The organism is Flagellimonas oceanensis (assembly GCF_003992595.1).
Classification (GTDB): domain Bacteria; phylum Bacteroidota; class Bacteroidia; order Flavobacteriales; family Flavobacteriaceae; genus Flagellimonas; species Flagellimonas oceanensis.
The window spans coordinates 102991-123044 of sequence record NZ_RZNA01000044.1; the positions used below are offsets into that span (position 1 = coordinate 102991).

The window sequence follows — 20054 nt, forward strand, 5'->3', positions numbered from 1 at the left end:
TTTTTATCAGTAAATAACCAACAAAACTTCCAATATATAATAAGGTTTGACCTTTTTTGTAAAATTGAATACACCTGTATCCAAAAATGACACCAAAAAGAGTTGTGAGAATCTCCTTTGAATAAAAAATAAAGGATAAATTGGGCATTGGTGTTCCATCTGCATAGCTGTGGACGGGAAAATTCAAAAAACAAACTAACCTTATTATGAAACCAACAACAATCCATACCTCTACTTTTGTCAAACCATTGATATGTATCCCTTTGATCATGGGCCTTATTTTCTTCTCAAATTGTGCCCCTAAGGGGAATGACCCGTATAGGGAAGAATGGATTTCACTTTTTGATGGATCCAATTACCAGGACTGGACCCCTAAGTTCACGGGCTATCCCTTAGGGGAAAACCACAATGCTTCCTTTGTGTTCCAGGACAGTCTTTTGAGTGTAAGGTACCAGGAGAAGGACAGCTTCAACGGTGGCTTTGGCCATTTGTTCCATAAAAAGAAGTTTTCCCATTACAGGTTGAAAGCAACCTACCGTTTTGTTGGGAAGCAAATGACCGGTGGACCAGCATGGGCCATCCGGAACAATGGTCTGATGCTTCATAGTCAAGACCCAAAGACCATGGGGATTGATCAGGATTTTCCCATTTCCTTGGAAATGCAATTGCTCGGGGGCGATGGAGAACATGAGCGGACCAATGGGAACCTCTGTACCCCGGGGACCAATGTGGTCATCAAGGATTCATTGATCATGGACCATTGCGTCACATCCACTTCAAAGACCTATCATGGTAATGGTTGGGTAACCATTGAGGCTTTGGTTCTGGGCGATTCCTTGATGCAGCATATCCTGGACGACAAAGTAGTGATGGAATACAGTAAGCCAACCATTGGTGGGGGTATGGTCGAGGGGTATCTTGATAGCGCATATGAAGAGGGCAAACCCATAAAGGAAGGTTATATTTCAATTCAGGCCGAGACAGCCCCCATCGATTTCAAATCCATAGAAGTATTGGATTTGTGTGGCTGTACTGACAAAAAAGCCAAAAATTATAAATCGTATTATGTGAAATCCGACAACTCGGAATGTATTTATTGAGTGATGCCCTATCCATCAAGGATGAAATAAGTGATGAAATCCAATTCATTATGGACTGTTACAAAAATAGATGACTCCACCCAATCCCAGCATGTAATGGCTTCATTCTTGGTGAATTGAAAGACATGCCACTGGATTCATTGAAAATAGAAACGGTTATTGAGTTGTTTCTAGGTGGGCAGTAATCCTAAAAACCAAGAGAAGACCACTGCGACGGAAGTACTTTTTTTGAACTGGAAAACTTACTCCATTACCTTTTCAATGCCATGTTTCATAACCATAGACGCACTGAATCAGAAAGATAACATTGCGGATCTAGGGGACGGCCTGATTCGGTTAACTTTTACTTAATTCACTTTTTGCATTTTGGTCACATTCCGATCTAGGGGTAATTCTACCTTTTGGCCCTCCTACAGGTAAAGAACACCATATGAAAATATCCAAAGAGGATATCAAATGTGCACGAAAGCTGTCGGGCAATTTGGATACGGACCAGGAGCGGTCCATGTTCGAAATAAGCCTGATGCTCGAAGATAGTCTTCGAGAAAAACACGAGGACTATAAACGGATATGGGATTGCTATCCCAGCCCTTCACTGCCCTTACAAAAAGAGAAAAATGCAAAACGCATTTTCAAGGGAGTATCAGCGGAAAAAGAAAAACCGAACTTCTTTAAGGACAGCTATAAACTGTTGCTTCCAATAGCTGCCGTATTATTGGTGGGGCTTTTCCTATATATGGGCTATCCCAGCAGTGATTCACGGTATACCAACCATATCATCACGGCAGAAGGGGAGCGTACCCAAGTAAACTTACCGGATGGTTCTCAGGTAACGGTAAATTCCGGTTCAGAACTCAAATACCCAGAAACATTTTCCGAGGAAGATCGAGAGGTCTGGATCAGTGGCGAAGCCTATTTCGATATCAAAAAGGATGAGGGGCGCCCCTTTCGGGTCAAGTCTGATGGATTTACCGTACAGGTGCTGGGTACCAAGTTCAATATCAATGAAAGAGGGGACAAAAAAGCGGTTTCTCTGGAAAGTGGCGAGGTACAGGTCACCTTAAAGGATTCAGGAGATAGAATACGGTTGGATCCCAAAGAGGAATTGGTGTGGAACATTGCCACAGGTGAGGTGGTCAAACGAAATTTTGATGTTTCCAAGACCACGGCCTGGAAGGACAATATCCTTTTGTTGGACAATCTGACGCTGAGAGAGGCCCTGGGCCCGATCAACCAATTTTATGGGACGGAATTTGTCATTGCCGATAGTTTGACGGCCAATAAAAAAATCAGTGGCGCTTTCGAAGACCAGGATCTGGATCGCTTTATCGAGACCATGGAGTTCATTGCGGATGTGAAAATAGTCCCTTTGTCTCCCCGTGAATTTTCAATAACCCCCAACCATGAAGACTAAAACTTTCAAAGCGCATAAAGAATTTGATCGGATGAGCGATCTGGAATTGTTCCAACGGATCAAGAAGAGGGACAAAGGTGCCTTGGAAGCCGTCTTTGAACGCTATTACGAAAGCCTGTGCCGTTTTGGGTTGACCTTTGAACCCAATCTGGACATTGTGGAGGAAAAGGTTTCCGATGTGTTTATCCAGTTATGGGATTCCAAAGAGCGAATCGTGGAGGTTAGAAATCCAAGGCCCTATCTCTTTGTGGTGGTAAAGAACAAAATGCTGGAAACAGTGGCGCATCGAGGAATCAACCAATCCTTGGATCAGAACCTGGAGGATCAGCAATTGTCCAGTCCCAGTGTGGAACAGGATATCATCGATCAAGAGCAGCGAGAATTGTATGCCCAAAGAATCAAGGAAGTGTTGGAGTGCATACCTAAAAGATCCCGTCAAATATTTGAAATGAGCAGGCTGGACGAACTCAAGTACAAAGAGATATCGGAAATCCTTGGGGTGTCCATCAAAACGGTTGAGAACCATATGGCCATTGCCCTTAAAACCATTAGGAACATGGTGGTAAAGAACAGACAATATTAACCCTACAAACGATACTGTATGAAAAGACCCCTCTACTGAAATGATGTGAAATTTTTAAAAAAACAACTGAGAACCAATAATTAAACTACGCTTTAACAAATGAAAAAAGTAAACTTTTTAGCACTATTGCTGTGCTTGCCCCTACTGGTAAGGGGTGGGGAAGTTCCCATCACAACCACAATGATGGTAAACTCCCAGAATTTTGAAGTCATCAACCTGAACCTCAAAAGTGTTTCCCTGGAAAAGGTTTTTGAACTTATTGAAAAACAAACGGGAAAACGATTCATCTACGCGGCAAACAATGAATACCTACAGCAGCGTATCAGCTTGGATGTCAACAAGGAGAATCTGGATACAGTACTGGATTCGCTAAAGAACATGGCCAATGTTGACTTCAGGGTAACCGAACAAGGCATTTTGGTAAAGTTCATCCAAGAACAACGAACCATTTCCGGATCAGTCATCGATGAGGGCGGCAACCCCATTCCCGGGGCCAATGTCTTTGTGGAAGGTACCGATTATGGTGCTGTTTCCGATTTTGACGGAAACTTCAGCCTGGACATCCCATCCAATTTCACGGTGTTGTCCGTAACCTATATCGGTTATAAGCGGCAAGATGTGAACATAGCTGGGACGGATAACGTGACGGTGACCCTTTTGGAAAGTGCTTCCCAATTGGAGGAAATCGTGGTCGTTGGGTATGGCACCGAATCAAGAAAGAACATTACAGGTTCCATTTCATCCATAGCCCCGGAAGACATCAATACCCAACCCAAGGCCAATGTCGTGGAAATGCTGGATGGCCGTTTGCCCGGCGTACAGGTCATGAGCGATAATTCCCCTGGAGGTGGTACTTCCATACGTGTAAGGGGATTCAGTACCATCAACAGTAACGATCCCTTGGTGATCATCGATGGGGTTCCCGCATCCAATGGACTCAATGGGGTCAATCCCACCGACATTGAAACAATCCAGGTATTGAAGGATGCCGCTTCAGCTTCCATTTACGGTTCAAGGGCGGCCAATGGTGTGGTCATCATAACCACAAAGAAAGGTTCGGATACCGAGGGTGGCTATACGGTTTCCTTTGATAGTTATGCGGGGCTGCAGTCGAGCTATAATCTACCCACGATGCTCAATGCCCAAGAGTATGGCGATCTATTATGGCAGGCGACCATTAATGATGGGGGTACGCCATCCCATGATATTTATGGGGATGGAGCGCAACCTGTGGTACCACAATGGTTGGATGCCGACCAGACCATTCCAAGTGCCGATGTGGATTGGGTTGACGAAATCATGCAGACCGCGGCCGTACAGTCCTACAATCTTTCCCTTTCCAAAGGAAACTCCAAAGGACAGCATATGTTCTCCCTTGGGTATTTCAAACAAGAGGGACTTATTAAGTTCACTGGGTTTGAAAGATATTCGGCCCGTTTCAATTCCTCCTATAATATTGGAGACTTTTTAACCATTGGTGAGAACTTCACGGCAAACTATAAGGAGCAAGTATCCGTTCAGACCAATAGGGCATTGGGGAGTGTTGTTTTGGATGCCATGCAGTTCCCTTCCATTGTTCCGGTAAAGGACATAAACGGTGAGTACGCAGGCAACCCCATCAATGACACCGGAAACCCTTTGGGTAGATTGTACAGAGGTAAGGACAACAAGCAAAAGAGGATTCAGGCCTTAGGCAATGTGTATGCCAATCTTTACATTTCAGACTTTACCTTCAAGACCTCTTTCGGTCTGGATTACCAGAATTACAACATCAGAAGTTTTTCGCCGACCTACGATGAGATTCTTGCCACTAATCTGACCAATTCATTGTCTACCTCAAATGACTTTAATTATCAGTTTTCCTTTACCAATACGCTAAACTATAAAAAAAGGTTCGGTGATCACAATGTTGATGTTTTGGTGGGACAGGAAGCCATTGAATATTATGCCGAAGGCTTCAATGCATCGGTGAGTGAATTTTTGTACGAGGACGAGAACTTCAGATACTTGGGCTTTGGTACGGAGAACATGCTTAATTCGGGCAATGCTTCAGGATGGTCTTTGAACTCGTACTTTGGACGATTGAACTATAACTTTGATGAACGGTATTTGGTAACCGCTACGCTGAGACGTGATGGTAGTTCAAGGTTCAACAAGGACAATCGTTGGGGTACTTTCCCAGCCTTCTCTTTGGGATGGCGTATGGATAGGGAGGACTTCTTCAATCCTGATGGCGCGGTCTCATCACTTTTATTGCGCGGAAGCTGGGGACAGACAGGTAACCAACAGATTTCCAATTACGCTACTGTGGACAGTTACAGAAACAACAACGCCAACTCCAATTACGCTATCGATGGGGCGCAGGAATCCGTTTACATCGGACTTACACAGTCCCGAATCCCCAATGCGGACTTGAAATGGGAGACCACGACCCAAACCTCCTTCGGTATGGATTTGGGATTGTTGCAGGACCGTTTGAACATTAGCGCGGACTACTATATCAAAAAGACAGATGATATCTTGGTGTACAATACCGTGCCCTTGACCTATGGAGGTACCAATGATGGACAATGGGTAAACGACGGTAAAATGAAGAACACCGGTTTTGAATTGGATATCAACTACGTAGATCAAGTAGGAGAGCTGGGGTATCAAATCGGATTGAACCTGACAGGTTCCAAAAATGAACTCACCGAATTGAATACCTCGGATTACTTGGGCATACCAAGCTCATCGTTGCACAGTGTCAACTTTGACCAAGAGATTTCCAGAAGTGCCGTGGGGCAGCCCATAGCCTCTTTTTATGGACACGTGGCAGAGGGACTCTTCCAAAGCCAAGCAGAAATTGATAGCTATGGATTGCAGCCCAACGCCAGCCCGGGCGATATCAGGTTCAAGGATGTGGATGGGGATGGAGACGTGGATGCCGATGATAGAACCTTTATCGGTTCCCCGCACCCTGACCTTATGGTGGGGCTTAACCTACAGTTCAACTATAAGAATTTTGACCTGGGATTGTTTTTCAACGGAAGTTTCGGGAATGACACCTATAACTTCACGAAGTACAAAAACCACTTTTTCAATCAGGCGGCATACAATAAGGAAGATGTACTCTTGAATGCATGGTCAGAAACCAATACAGGGTCCAGCATTCCGCGTTTGTCCCTTGATGATCCCAACAACAACATCAGACCATCCTCATATTATGTGGAGAACGGTTCCTACGTCCGATTGACCAATATGCAATTGGGGTACAATTTTGAACCGGAATTGCTAGGAGGTGTCAGTCTAAGGGTCTATGCACAGGCCAGTAACCTGTTTACCATCACCGACTATAGCGGTATGAACCCTCAAGTGGGATTGCAGAACTATTCCGGAAGCAACCGAAACCTGGATATCGGGATCGATAGGGGACTCTATCCCCCTAGCAGGACCTTTGTAATTGGATGTAACCTTAAACTTTAAAAAAAGCATGAAAAATATAGCTAAAATAAGTTCAAAACTATTCTTGATGGGATCGGCCACAATACTTACCCTAGTGGGATCCTGTTCCGATGACTACCTGGAAGAGGTGACCTACGGGGAAGTATCCCCCGAGGAAATGACACGGGCCGACAATGTGGAAAAAGCCATAATTTCAGCATACAGTGTGCTCAATGGTCAAATAGATGGAGCCAGTAATGCCTACAATTCACCCGCATCCAACTGGAGTTTTGGTGATGTGGTATCTGATGACTGCTATAAAGGTGGGGGAGGTACCGGTGACCAGAACCAGATTCACCAGATGGAGCTTTACAACACCACACCCACAACCTACGATGTGGAACGTAAATGGATGGCACTCTATGAAGGCGTAAAACGAACCAATGAGGCCATGAAACTTTTGTCCCTTTCCGAAGATTTTGATGCTGACCTCAAGACACAGCGCAATGCGGAGCTGAGGTTTCTTAGGGGACATTATTATTTTGAGCTGAAGAAAATCTACAATCAAATCCCGTACATCGATGATGCTGCCGAAACCGTGAACGATTATGCGCGTTCCAATACCGAGTTTACCTCTGAGGAACTGTGGAGCAGGATTGAGAGCGATTTTCAAGCGGCCTATGATGTTCTTCCTGCAACACAGGAAGAACAAGGTCGACCAACTCGACTTGCGGCCATGGCCTATTTGGCCAAGACCTACTTGTTCCAGGAAAAATGGCAGGATGCATTTGATGCTACCACTTTGGTCATGGGAGGAAACTATGATTTGATGGATGATTTCCAATCCGTCTTTTTGCCAGAGAACGACAACGGTCCGGAAGTGATCTTTGCGGTTCAGTACTCAGTAAATGATGGCCAAGCGGATAACTACAATGGGAGCATCGGCGACCGTTTGACCGCACCTGGTGGGCCTTACTATTCCCAGTACGGTTTCCACCGTCCATCACAGAACTTGGTCAATGCCTTTAAAACGAATGCTGACGGTCTTCCCGTACAGGACAATGTGGATGTTACCGAAACGGACAATGTGGACCCAAGGTTGGATATTACCATCGGTCGTCCGGGAATTCCATATAAGGATTTGGATATCATTTACGAAGCCAATTGGGCGAGGGATTTGGCCACTTACGGACCCTTTGGTCCCAAAAAGAGAATCCTGTCCGCCAATTCCCCGTACCATGTTACCATTTGGCCCTATGTGGATGCGTTGAACTATTACATCATCCGCTATGCGGAAGTATTGTTGTGGAGAGCGGAAGCTGCTGTGGAGTTGGGTAACTTGGAAGAGGCCCGTGGTTTAGTGAACCAAATCAGGGAACGTGCCGCAAACTCACAGTATGTGCAGACCCTTGATGGTTCGGCCGATGCAGCCAATTATAACATCGCCACTTATGAGGGGCCTTGGACAGATCCCCAAGAGGCCATGGAACTGGTTCGATTGGAGACACGATTGGAGTTGGCCATGGAAGGACACCGCTTCTTTAACCTGGTGCGATGGGGCATTGCCAAAGAGGTTATCGACGATTACCTAGAGGTTGAAAAAACCAGAAGGAGCCACTTGACCAATGCGGCCTTTACTGAAGGAAAAAACGAGTACTGGCCCATTCCACAAGAGTATATCGATAGCGTGGAAGAAGGACTTGTGACCCAGAACGATGGATATTGATATATAATTGATATAACAACAAGGGTAGCTTCCATGTGGGGCTACCCTTTTTATCATATGAACATGAAAAAAACACTTCTTTTTCTGTATGTACTTACCCATGCAATCGCAGGCACGGTACATGCTCAAAAGACATTACACCCCAACCAAAGTCTTCAGCGCTTACAGGATAAAAACTATCATCTGTTCACGGCCTTTGCCAAGGACACCACCGTGTTGCACCTTTTAAGGGAAGAAACTGAATTGAAGTCGTATTTGAATAAGTTTCAAAACAGTGGACTGCAAGCGGAGAACATGGATTTGGAAGAGGTCATGGCCCCTTTCCTGTTGAATGAAAAAGCGATAGCATCCATCGGAAAACGTCTGGCAAGGATGTCCAAGACAAATCCAGCGTTCACGGGATTGATACAACAGCTGAGAAAATCCAATAACTATGCTGATTTTGAAAAGTATCCCGATGATGAATTCCTGTCCAAAGCCTGGGAACTATGTGCTAAGGGACTGGATACTGTACTGGAAGTATATGGCACAGGAAAAAAAACATTGTACCCAAAGATTGATTCGGTATCCTTTGATGTGAAATCAAGACGCTATCAATATGCGGTTTCCGTGTTACGGTGGCAAGTCGTTCAAGACATTGATACGGAGGTGTTCTACGGTCCCAGTCTCAAGATGGCTCTATCACTGTTGTATGCCAATCATAAGGACGAGGCCGTGCGCTACGATCCTTTGGAAGAAAATGAGAATGCCAAAGCAAAACAGGCTATCAAGACCATTGATTTTGAAGCTTATGACTACGCTTCCATCTTGGTGTTGGGAGGCGGTCCCGAAAACTATAGGGACAGGCTCTCCATTGCCGGAAAGATAAACCTACAGTTGGCCATGAAGGAATATCGAGCCAAAAAAGCACCGTTTATCATCGTATCGGGCGGTCATGTACATCCTTATATGACACCTTATTGTGAGGCCGTGGAAATGAAAAAGGAACTGATGGAGGAATATGGTGTGCCTGAGGAACGCATCATAATAGAGCCCTATGCAAGGCATACCACGACCAATATGCGAAATGCCACACGTCTGATGATGGACTATGGGATTCCTTTGGAGAAGAAGAGCTTGGTGGTTACCAATCCATCACATAGCACTTATGTGGAAAGTGAGACTTTTAAGCAACGATGTGCCGATGAACTCGGGTACCAGCCCATGCAATGCCACAATAGGCTGTCGCCATCGACTTTGGAATTCAAGGGGAGACCGGTTTCCCAGCATCAAAATCCCTACCAGCCTTTGGACCCATAACACTGGTAAATCATATTGGCTACGATTGGTATAAAACAGTAGTTAGTTTAGTTTGTTTAATTGGAAATTGGCGCAGCGATCAGGTATATTTAAGCTGCGCCTTTTTTTAATCTATGTTGTTGCTCAGGTACCACACTGTATGGAATCGCTGGCCTATCTCCCTATCCAAGAATCCAAAATGGCCTTTTGGGAAGCAGAGGGATTCTCAATGGGCACAAGGGAGTAAGCATCCATCGATTTTTCAATGGGGTTTCCATCACGATCTTTAAAGGATCTGGTTTGCTGCTCCTTGACCAATTTCAAGCCCGCATATCCCAAATAAGTGTCATAATCCAAGGGTTTCGGGGTGTATATGTATTGAAACAGTTCGGTCAAAGGGGTTCCGGCCATATCGGTACATACAGTCCTGAACTCGGCATCAGTAAACCCTCTTCCCAATCCCAAGTAGTATTTATGGTATAATTCGCGCATTACATCATCCAGGGATTTTTCATTATTGGTGGCCTCCCTGATTCCAAAGTCCATCAAAAGACCGACAACGGGCCCTTTTACATAATAGGAAATGCTTTTATTGGGGTCTTTGCCACTTTTGCCAAAAGGTCCTTCGTGCCAGGTTTCAAAACTGGACTCGATAAGGGATTGGTATTCCTTTCCCGGGTTGTTCTCAAACTGTGTGATGCCAGAGGCGACCCCTTTAAGGAAATCGGATTCCGAGGAGATTCCAGCACGGCGTACCATGATACGGGCATAGTATGAGGTAAGTCCCTCACTGATCCATAATTGGGTGGTCTTGCTTCCATTTTGATAATCGAATGGACCAAGTTCGAAAGGTCTTATGCGTTTTACATTGTAGTGGTGAAAATATTCATGGGACAAAAAGTTTATCATGCCCAGATACCCCTGAGGTGATTGCAACTGGTCGCCATTGAAGCTTACGGTGGAACTGTTCAAATGCTCGATTCCGCCGCGTCCGGGACCAATTCCGATAAAGGTATACTCATTGTAAGGAATGTGATCGATGATTCCGGAAGCCACTTTTATTGCGGATTGTAGGTCTTTTACCAACTTTCCCTCATCGAATTCACCCATCTTATAACCCCAGAACCTATGGTTGATACCATTGACCTCAAAATCAGGGAGCTTCTTTAAATTGCCCATCAAAAGTGGGGAATCGAGGAACGAATCAAAATCAGTGGACTTGAAAACGGCTTCTTGGGCGTTCTCGGATACAAGTTCTAGTCCCGTGGCCACATCGCTCCATCCGTTCGATTTTTTTACTGTGACCGTTATCGGGACGTTCATATAACCATCCACATACAAAAAGGAGTTGACAGGGATGATATAGGCCCTATCCGCATCCACATAGCTGTTTGCCACAAAGGTGCGATCCGTGAAAATATCGTATGCCACTTGTATTTTCTGTCCCTTCACACCACTCAGTGTCCATGTCATTGGCTTGGAGTCGTCCAAAGCTTGCCCGGAAAGAACTTCGAAATTCCGTACGCCCTTGTAATAATCCATCATTTGGTAATAGCCCGGCATCCAATTGGGCAACCGTAAGTCCACCGTATCCGTTGGCCAGTTCCTTAGCTCTAGGGAAACATGGTAGGCGTGGCTATCAGGGTTTGGCACCGATACCTCGTATCCAAAAGAAGGAACGGGGGCTTGGGCAATTAAGGCCAAAGGGAAAAAGATGTTTTGGAACAGGAAAACGGTCAGACGTCGGTTCATTGTTTTTAGGTTGATTTACCTTGTAAATATAATCCATAATTGCCTTTAAATCCTTTAAAAATGCATGGTTTCTGGTGTCGATTTCTCATTTGAACCCACCTAAATTGCTAAAAGTTTAAATACGGAAAAGGCCCATGTGAAGGGATGTTTTATGGAATTGAAAGAATCATAACCGTAAAAAATTAGGAAAAAGTGGTCAAGGAACTTTAAAACCTGTTATTGGTCAGAGAGTTAAGTGTGTATTTTGCGTCCAAAATCGATGCCTACCAAAAAAGTGTCCTACCGGAATAGGGTGTGTTTTTTAATTAATGATTTATTTTAGTATCATTAAAAACAACAAATCAATTCATGGAATTTGGAAAACAAAGCCGTTAACATATTCAGGTCCAAATATTTCATTTGGCCGTTGGCATTGGTAACGGCCGCCCTTATCGGCATATTGGTTTATTTTTCCAGTATAGGGGAGAAGGTCATCTTTCCCAATACAGGGAATTATTCCATTGAGCACTATACGGATGAACCCAATGGGGGAAATTCACAGGTAACGGGCTATGAGGTTTCCGACTCCATTATAAAACTGGATTTTGTGCTTAAGGACGGTTTCCAAAGCCCTTATGTTGGATTGGACATCATCCCGACGGAAGATGGATATATCGATGTGAGAAAGTACAATCAATTGGATGTAAAGGTGTTGGGGGAAAATGTCGACAGAATAGGTATTTCCCTGTATACTCCACCATTGGTGGATGATGAAGTGGACAGCATTGACGAAAGACTCTTCAATGCAAACCTGAACATTTCAAACCATGCACAGGTGTACCATATCCCCATTGATCAATTTCAGCACCCCGACTGGTGGGAAGATCAACACCATATATCAGCAACTAAGGAAAACAGTCCGGATTTAGGGAAAATACTGCATATGAATTTGGGTTCCGCCTATTCATCAAAAGCGGGTAACCGGAAAACCTTGAAAATATATGCAATAGCCTTCTCCAGGAACAACAACACATTATATGTCTTCCTCGTTCTGTTATATGTTGCCTACATCCTGTTGAGTTTTGGTGCCCTATACTTTTTAAGGTACGGTACCAAGAAAACAAAGAATGTCATGGTTACCTACAACCCATTGAAAATTGATAACAAGGAAGAAGGGAATGGTGAGAAATGCATTGAATATATCAATGAACATTATGACAACGGGGATCTAACCCTCGAAGTGGTATCCAAAGAAACAGGAACCACTACCCGATGGATCACACATGTCATTCACGAGAAGTTCGGCTGTAACTTTAAAACCTATATCAATCAAATCAGAATCAATGAATCCAAAAGATTCTTGACCCAGACTGATTTGAACATTGGGGAAATTGCGTACAAAGTGGGATTCAACAACCAGAGTCATTTCAATAGGGTCTTCAAAAAAGAGTTGGGCATCAGCCCATCGGAATTTAGAAACGACCATAAGGGCGAAGTGCAATAAGGATCCAACATTTTCAGTAACCTTCTTTAGTCTTTCCGGGTTGGGCAGTTTCAACCCAACAAGCACATTTTTGATATATGTGCGATAGGTGCAAGTTGTAAAAACTTCCTCAATCAAGTACATCCTAGCCCATAAAGATGATATTTGTCATCCCCGCGAGCCCCCATTTTAACAACTTTCAACAGAACATTGGCCCAGTACAGGATAAATGTGTGTTTTTTACATTTATGTAAAAAGAATTTCAGTTTTTGTAAAAAGGAATATCCTCTTCAAAATTAATTTTATGGCAAATTATCAATAAGAAAAATCAATAATCAGTATTGGTTTTAGTCGAAAAATAAGAAAACGGCATTTTGTTGATAATCAGCTCTGATCCTTAGCACGGGACATTGCCGCATTGCAATCTAACTATTGAATGCATAACTAATTATTAACTATATTAAACTATCTTCCATGTTTATTCTGAATTTTAAGGATAGGCGGTGTCATAAATGGTATGCCACTATCTTGTTTTTGTTTCTTTCCGTTTCCTATGGGTTTTCCCAAGAAGTAGAGGTAAGCGGTACAGTCACAGATGTACAGAACGGAACACCGATTCCCGGAGTATCTGTTTTCGCGAAGGACACCTCAATAGGAACTTCAACGGATTTTGATGGTAACTATACCCTGAGTGTCCCTGAGGATGCTGTTTTGGTATTCAGTTACATCGGTTTTAACACCCAGGAAATTCCCGTAGGGGACAGTTCGGTCATCAATGTCCGTCTAGAGGAAAGTCTGGAGCAGCTCAGTGAGGTCGTTGTGATCGGATACGGAGTGCAAAAGAAAGAATTGGTCACGGGGGCCAACCTTCAGGTTGAGGGAGAGTCACTGGAGAAACAAAACACCACCAATGCCTTGCAGGCCTTGCAAGGACAGGCCGCGGGTGTACAGATTACCTCGACCACGGGTCAACCTGGCGGGGGCATCAATGTAAACATTCGGGGTTTAGGGTCGACCGGTAACAACTCACCATTATATATTGTGGATGGTGTCCAAACAGGGGACATTACCTACCTCAACAATGCCGACATCGAAAATATCTCGGTACTGAAAGATGCCGCTTCAGCTGCCATATATGGTGCACAGGCATCCAATGGGGTTATTTTGGTAACCACCAAAAAGGGAAAATCCGGAAGGTCGCAAATTACCTTCGACTCCTTTTATGGTGTACAGACCTTGGCCAAGGAACACGATTTGTTGAATGCCCGTGAGTACATGACCATTTTGAATGAGTCGGCCATCAATTCCGCTCAGCCCCGGTTTTTTTCTGAAGAGGAAATCAATGTGGCGCAAGACGGTACCAATTGGTTGGACGAGGCCTTCCAAAATGCCTATACGGAAAACTATGTGATTGGGATAACAGGGGGTAGTGAAAAATCCACCTATTCCTCTTCCATATCCTATCTCAACCAAGAGGGAATCGTAGGGGGAAAGGACCTCTCTTACTACGAACGTTATAATTTCCGCTTCAATTCTGAACATAAACTCTACGAGGACATCATCACTTTTGGTGAGAACCTCAGTTTGGCATGGACCAATAATAATGGTATAGCCGTAGGAAACACCTACAACAACTCTCTGAGAGAGGCGTTCCAAGCAAATCCATTGCTGCCAGTATATGATGCCAACGGAAATTATTTTAGCACTGTTGGACAGACAGATCCCTGGCTTCAGAACCAGACCAACCCTTATGCCGCAATGGTATATAGCAACCAGAATGAAAATTCAAGCCAAAAGCTGTTGGGGAATGTCTATTTTGATTTTGCACTGGCCGAGAACCTGAGTTTCAGGTCCAGCCTTGGTATCGATTACTATGCTAATCAGGGACACTCTTTCAGTCCCATATACGCTTTGTCTGCCAATTCACAACGATTGTTCAGTGAAGTTTATCAAAGTCAAAGTCAAGGGAAGACATTGATTTGGGACAATATTTTGACCTATTCCTTTGATTTGGGCGAGGCCCATAACTTTGAGGCTATGTTGGGTACATCATCGTTCAAGCACGATGGTTCTTGGATGAATGGTTCCAATAGTCAATTGGTGTTCGATGATTTGAAACACGCATGGTTGAGCAATGCCACCAATACCGATGGTGCCCAGATGAGCTTGAATGGAGGTCCAAATGTGATCATAAAAAGGATGTCCTATTTTGGAAGGCTGCAATACAACTTCAAGGAAAAATACTTGTTGAATGCTACCTTTAGGGCAGACGGTACTTCACAATTTGCCAGTGGTAACCGCTGGGGATACTTTCCATCCTTTTCCGCTGGATGGGTCGTTACGAACGAATCCTTTATGGAAAACAGAGGTGATTGGCTGAATCAGTTCAAATTACGAGCCAGTTGGGGACAAGTGGGTAACCAAAACGTAGGGAACTTTCAGTATTTGGCGCCTGTATCCTTCAACAATGTCAACTATATATTTGGCAACGAGGAAGGTGCCGATGCATTGGTCAATGGTGCTTACCCAAGTCGTTTGGCAAATCCCGATTTACAATGGGAAACATCCGAACAGTTGGATTTAGGTTTTGACGCAAGGCTGTTTGATTACAAATTGAACATAGGGTTCGATTATTACCATAAAACCACCAAGGATTGGCTTATTCAAGCACCCGTATTGGCAACGGCAGGAGCTGAAGGCCCTTGGATAAACGGTGGGGATGTTACCAATAAAGGGGTGGAGCTATCCCTTAATTTCAGTGACTCCATTGGAGATGACTTTAATTATGGTTTCACATTGAACGGTGCTTTCAACGAAAATAACGTGGGTGAGATACCTACAGAAGATGGAATCGTCCACGGGGAACCCAATCAAATTTGGAACAACTCCCCAGAATTTTACCGTGCCGAAGATGGGCATGCCCTTGGGTATTTTTGGGGGTATCAAACAGCAGGGGTATTCCAGAATCAAGAGGAAATCGATGCCTACGGTGTACAGCCAGATGCATCCCCGGGTGACATCAAATATGTGGACATAACCGGCGACGGACAAATCAGTGAAGCTGACAAAACCGATATTGGAGACCCCAACCCAAATTGGACCTACGGTCTTTCTTTTAACGCCGACTACAAGGGTTTCGACTTTTTTGTACAGACCAACGGAGTTGGTGGCAATCAGATTGTACAAGTGTACAGAGACCCTGGGTCCCAAGTGCAAAACTGGTCAGCTGAGTTTTTGGATCGCTGGCATGGGGAAGGTACCTCCAATACAGTGCCTAGGATAACCTTGGATGGTAGGAACTTTTCCGAGTTCTCCGATTACTACGTTGAGGACGGTGACTTTTTCCGAATCAGTAATGTGACCTTGGGTTACGATTTGGTCAAATCCATGAAGAAGGACTTTTTGTTCAGTCAGTTCAGACTCTATTTCACAGTACAGAACCTATATACATTTACCAAATACTCTGGAATGGATCCAGAAGTGGGATACGGAATTTCCACGGACGATTACAACTTCTCTTCAGGAGTTGATGTGGGGTACTACCCAAGACCTAGGACATATATGATGGGATTGAATGTAAAATTTTAAAAAAGAGGAAATGAAAAATATATTAAAATATACCGCCATAGTTTTGGGACTGCTTCAATTGAGTAGTTGCGGGGAGGATTTTTTAAATACCGAGCCCATCACAGAGCTAACGGATGAAAGTTTTTATTCCACAGAAAACCAAATTTATACCGCCCTCATTGGATGCTATGATGGTCTGCAAGTGGCAACCGGGACCTCAGGGGACAGCGGAGTGAGTTTTTACGCCGCCTCAGAGGTAATGAGCGATGATTGTTTTGGTGGCGTGGGCAATGCCGATGGTTATAATTATCAGGCCATTGATGAATTTGACGGTAGCAGAGCACCGAGTTATAGCAATTTGTTCAACGATACATGGGTTTCCTATTACGGGGCAATTCATAGATGTAACGTGCTCATCAACAGAATAGATCAAGTGGATTGGACAGGAAATGAAGACACGCGTAACCAATATCTTGGTGAAGCTCGTTTTATTCGTGCATACCTATATTTTGAAATGGCACGTCTATGGGGAGGTATTCCTTTGTTGACTGAGCCCTCTTCCGAGAATCTGCCAAGATCATCAGCCGAGGAGGTTTATGCCGTAATTGCCGAGGATTTGGTTTATGCAGCAAATAATATGCCTGATATATCCTATGATACGGTACCCAATGGTCGAGTGACCCGATGGGCGGCCAAATCACTTTTGGCCCGCGTCTATCTGTTCTATACGGGATACTACGGACAATCCAATTTGGTCGGAATGGTATCACAAGCCCAAGCTTTGGAACATTTGGAAGACGTAATCCAAGGAAGCGGACATAGTTTGGTGCCAGAGTTCAAGGATTTGTGGCCTGCTGCCTCAACCACGGAAAGCGGTACTACCTATGCAGGTGAGGATAACCCCGAGGTGGTCTTTTCAGTCAAATATACTTTCACAAGTGATTATAATGGCAATACGGACGGTAACCATTGGATGGTCATGTTCGGGCTTAGAAACTTGGACCACTTCCCTTATGGAAGGGGATGGGGTATTACAGTAAATCCGAAACTGTACAACCTTTATGATGAAAACGATACCAGACGTGATGCTTCGGTAATTTCCATCGAGGAAGAAGAAATAGATTTTGGAAGTGACCTTTTGTTGGATCAGCGTGAATACACCGGGTATACGAACAAAAAATACACCCCTATGAGTGCGTATGACGAGGAAGGAAACCTAAACAGTGCCGCGGAACTACTGGGAGCGACAAACTTCCAGATTGGACAATTCCAGGATTATACGGTAATCCGTTACGCCGATGTACTGCTGATGGCGGCCGAGCTCGGTAGTGCAAGTGCCCAGGCCTATTTTGATCAAGTGAGGCAACGTGCCTACGGAGATAACTTCTCGTCCCTGTCAGCAACCCCGAATAACATTATGATAGAGCGTCACAAGGAGTTTGCCTTGGAAGGTATCCGTTATTGGGATCTGCTAAGACAAGGAATTGGCGTCGCTGCCAATGAAATAGCGGAGAACACAACCGTTTTGAGCGGAAATGTGGAAACTAACAAACAGATCAGTGCCTCACAAATTCAAGAGACACAAGGATTATCACAAATTCCTAACACACAAATCACATTATCGGATGGAGTATTGACCCAAAATCCAGGATGGTAATCAAACTATAAAAATTAACTGCAATGAAGACAATTGATTATATATTAAAGATAAGCCTCATAGGGGTTCTCCTGTTCGGAGCTTATTCGTGTGAGGACGAATATGAACTGGAGGATAAACCTGCAGTGGAACAACTTCAGTTTTCAATCGTTCAAGATTACGACATCGACCCGGGAGGGAATACGGTAATCGTAACCAACAATACCCCAGGTACCACAGCGGTCTGGGATTATGGAACAGGAAAATCATATAAAGTGCACGATACCATTCAATATGCATTTGCCGGTGATTACACAATCCAGTTTACAGCCGTTACCGATGGTGGTTTAGTGGATGCCGATCCAGTGAATGTATCCGTTACCGATGACAATTTGAGTTATGTCAGTGATCCCCTTTGGATAATGCTTTCTGGGGGTCCTGGTAACTCTAAAACATGGGTCTTGGATGTGGATGAGAATGGGCAGTCCAAATATTTTACCGGTCCTATGTTCTTTTTTGGAACTGACAATGGTTGGTTACAGGAAGGCGAACCCTTTGCCACTTTTGATGGAGGATGCTACGGGGAAGACTGCTGGAACTGGTCTCCCGATCTAGGTGGAATCCAAGGATGGGGTTTTTCTGGACCTGGTGATTTTGGAGAAATGACCTTCAGTTTGGAAGGAGGACCTTACTTGACCGTTGAACATTTGATGCAACCGGAATATGGTTCACAATCGGGAACCTATTACTTGGATAAGGACAATCATACCTTAACCACAAGTGGGGCAACCATCATACATGATTCCGCTTACGAGGATTGCGTTGAGGATTGGAACAATATTGTGGTACTTTCCCTGACAGAGGATTATATGCAACTTGGAGTAATTCGAGGCTGCGGAGACCCAGCCTTGCTTTCCTATAACTTCATCTCCAAGGAGTATGCGGATAATTGGACGCCTCCTGAGCCAGAAGAGCCAGAGCCAGATGAAGGTTTCCAGCCAACTTTCGAAGAGGGGGAACTGCTTCAAATCCTTACTGGAGGTCCTGCGGCAGGAAGATATTGGAAATTGGATGGGACTGGAAACCCCGTGGATTGGATAATAGGAGGAATCGGTTGGACCACGGATGCTTCCAGCTCCTACAACTGGGGATGGAATGACGACTGGACCGCTACAGCGGAAAATTCATATATACGTTTTGACCAATACGGAGGCACCCAGAATTATTTTAAAAATGAAAATGGTGTAGAGAGTTCAGGTACGTTTACCATCGATCAATCGGAATCGGGTGATTATGCCACGATAACCTTGAGTGATGGTGGAACCCTGATACAAAGCGAAGGAAGTTGGTTGAGCCCTACCACAAGTACCCTTACCGTGGTAAAAGCTGTCCCGGATGATTTTGAAAGCTTTGGGCTATGGTTTGGAACAAGTTACAACCCGGACAATGACGAATGGTTATCCTTCCATTATATCATCAACAATAATGTTTCCGGTGGAGGAGGTGGCAACGTAACACCTCCGGGAGGAACGGAAGTAGTCGTTGATAATTCATTGATTGACTACGGTGACCTTGAAATGAATGGAAATTTGCGAATAGAGCTGTACAATGATTTCGGAAGTACTGCAGCAAATCCACCATTGGATACCAGTGAATTGATGTTTGGCGATCGAGTGGAAGTGACATTTACATTAAGTGGCACCGGCCTGGCAGGAAACTATGATGCATCCGTCTATTATGCAGATGCCGATTGGAGTCCTAATGGTAACGGAGAAACGATTAATGTCACAGGTGATGGTACTTACACAGTGACTTTCGACCCTGATTCCGCAGTGGAGGGTAATGTGGTATTTGTGATTGATATCGTTGGTATGGGTACTGATATTGCTGATATGAATGCGGTAACGGCCACCATAGACAGTGTTTATATGTTCGATTAGTTGAAAAAAATCTTTATAGATAGAGTTAGTTAGTTTAGTGGCAAGGAGCAGGAAAGGCAAAAATCTGCTCCTTGCTTTTAATCGCACATAAAACATTCCCTTCAAAAAAATCACTATAGCTTGTTGCTGGGACATGGTTCCCAGTTCATGAGCATGATTTCAATGAATGATGA

Annotated in this window: 11 protein-coding genes; 10 read left to right on the forward strand and 1 reads right to left on the reverse strand. The window is 44.3% G+C overall.

The window, feature by feature from the left end; all coding sequences use genetic code 11:
* Positions 1-206 precede the first annotated feature (206 nt).
* From EO132_RS12305 to EO132_RS12330, 6 genes are all read left to right on the forward strand, one after another.
* The gene (locus EO132_RS12305; protein WP_127138143.1) at positions 207-1100 is read left to right on the forward strand and encodes a 3-keto-disaccharide hydrolase; all 894 of its coding nucleotides are present in this window, start codon (positions 207-209) and stop codon (positions 1098-1100) included.
* A gap of 430 nt (positions 1101-1530) precedes the next feature.
* Positions 1531-2514 carry a FecR family protein gene (locus EO132_RS12310; RefSeq protein WP_127138144.1) on the forward strand — a complete coding sequence of 328 codons (984 nt, stop codon included), beginning with the start codon at positions 1531-1533 and terminating at the stop codon, positions 2512-2514.
* Entirely contained in the window at positions 2504-3097 is a 594-nt protein-coding gene (locus EO132_RS12315) for an RNA polymerase sigma-70 factor (protein WP_235856450.1), read from the forward strand. The genes EO132_RS12310 and EO132_RS12315 overlap by 11 nt, the downstream gene beginning before the upstream one ends.
* A 99-nt stretch (positions 3098-3196) precedes the next feature.
* The gene (locus EO132_RS12320; RefSeq protein ID WP_127138145.1) at positions 3197-6562 is read left to right on the forward strand and encodes a SusC/RagA family TonB-linked outer membrane protein; all 3366 of its coding nucleotides are present in this window, start codon (positions 3197-3199) and stop codon (positions 6560-6562) included.
* Between the two features lie 7 nt (positions 6563-6569).
* On the forward strand, positions 6570-8246 hold the full coding sequence (locus EO132_RS12325) for a RagB/SusD family nutrient uptake outer membrane protein (protein WP_127138146.1): 1677 nt from the start codon (positions 6570-6572) through the stop codon (positions 8244-8246).
* Positions 8247-8309: 63 nt separating this feature from the next.
* A complete protein-coding gene (locus EO132_RS12330) occupies positions 8310-9545 on the forward strand; it encodes a YdcF family protein (protein WP_164732341.1) in 1236 nt (411 codons plus the stop codon).
* 153 nt (positions 9546-9698) lie between these two features.
* Here the strand turns inward: EO132_RS12330 and EO132_RS12335 are convergent, their stop codons facing one another.
* Positions 9699-11276, reverse strand: a complete 1578-nt coding sequence (locus EO132_RS12335) for a M61 family metallopeptidase (protein WP_127138148.1) — start codon at positions 11274-11276, stop codon at positions 9699-9701.
* A 355-nt stretch (positions 11277-11631) separates the two neighbouring features.
* On the opposite strand from EO132_RS12335, the gene EO132_RS12340 reads away from it, so the two are divergent.
* From EO132_RS12340 to EO132_RS12355, 4 genes are all read left to right on the forward strand, one after another.
* Positions 11632-12759, forward strand: coding sequence for a helix-turn-helix domain-containing protein (locus tag EO132_RS12340; RefSeq protein ID WP_127138149.1), 1128 nt, complete (start codon positions 11632-11634; stop codon positions 12757-12759).
* A gap of 453 nt (positions 12760-13212) precedes the next feature.
* Complete coding sequence (locus tag EO132_RS12345; RefSeq protein WP_127138150.1) at positions 13213-16326, forward strand: SusC/RagA family TonB-linked outer membrane protein; 3114 nt, start codon at positions 13213-13215, stop codon at positions 16324-16326.
* A gap of 10 nt (positions 16327-16336) precedes the next feature.
* Positions 16337-17962, forward strand: a complete 1626-nt coding sequence (locus tag EO132_RS12350; protein ID WP_127138151.1) for a RagB/SusD family nutrient uptake outer membrane protein — start codon at positions 16337-16339, stop codon at positions 17960-17962.
* Positions 17963-17985: 23 nt separating this feature from the next.
* Positions 17986-19881, forward strand: a complete 1896-nt coding sequence (locus EO132_RS12355) for a hypothetical protein (RefSeq protein WP_127138152.1) — start codon at positions 17986-17988, stop codon at positions 19879-19881.
* The last annotated feature ends 173 nt before the right edge of the window (positions 19882-20054 follow it).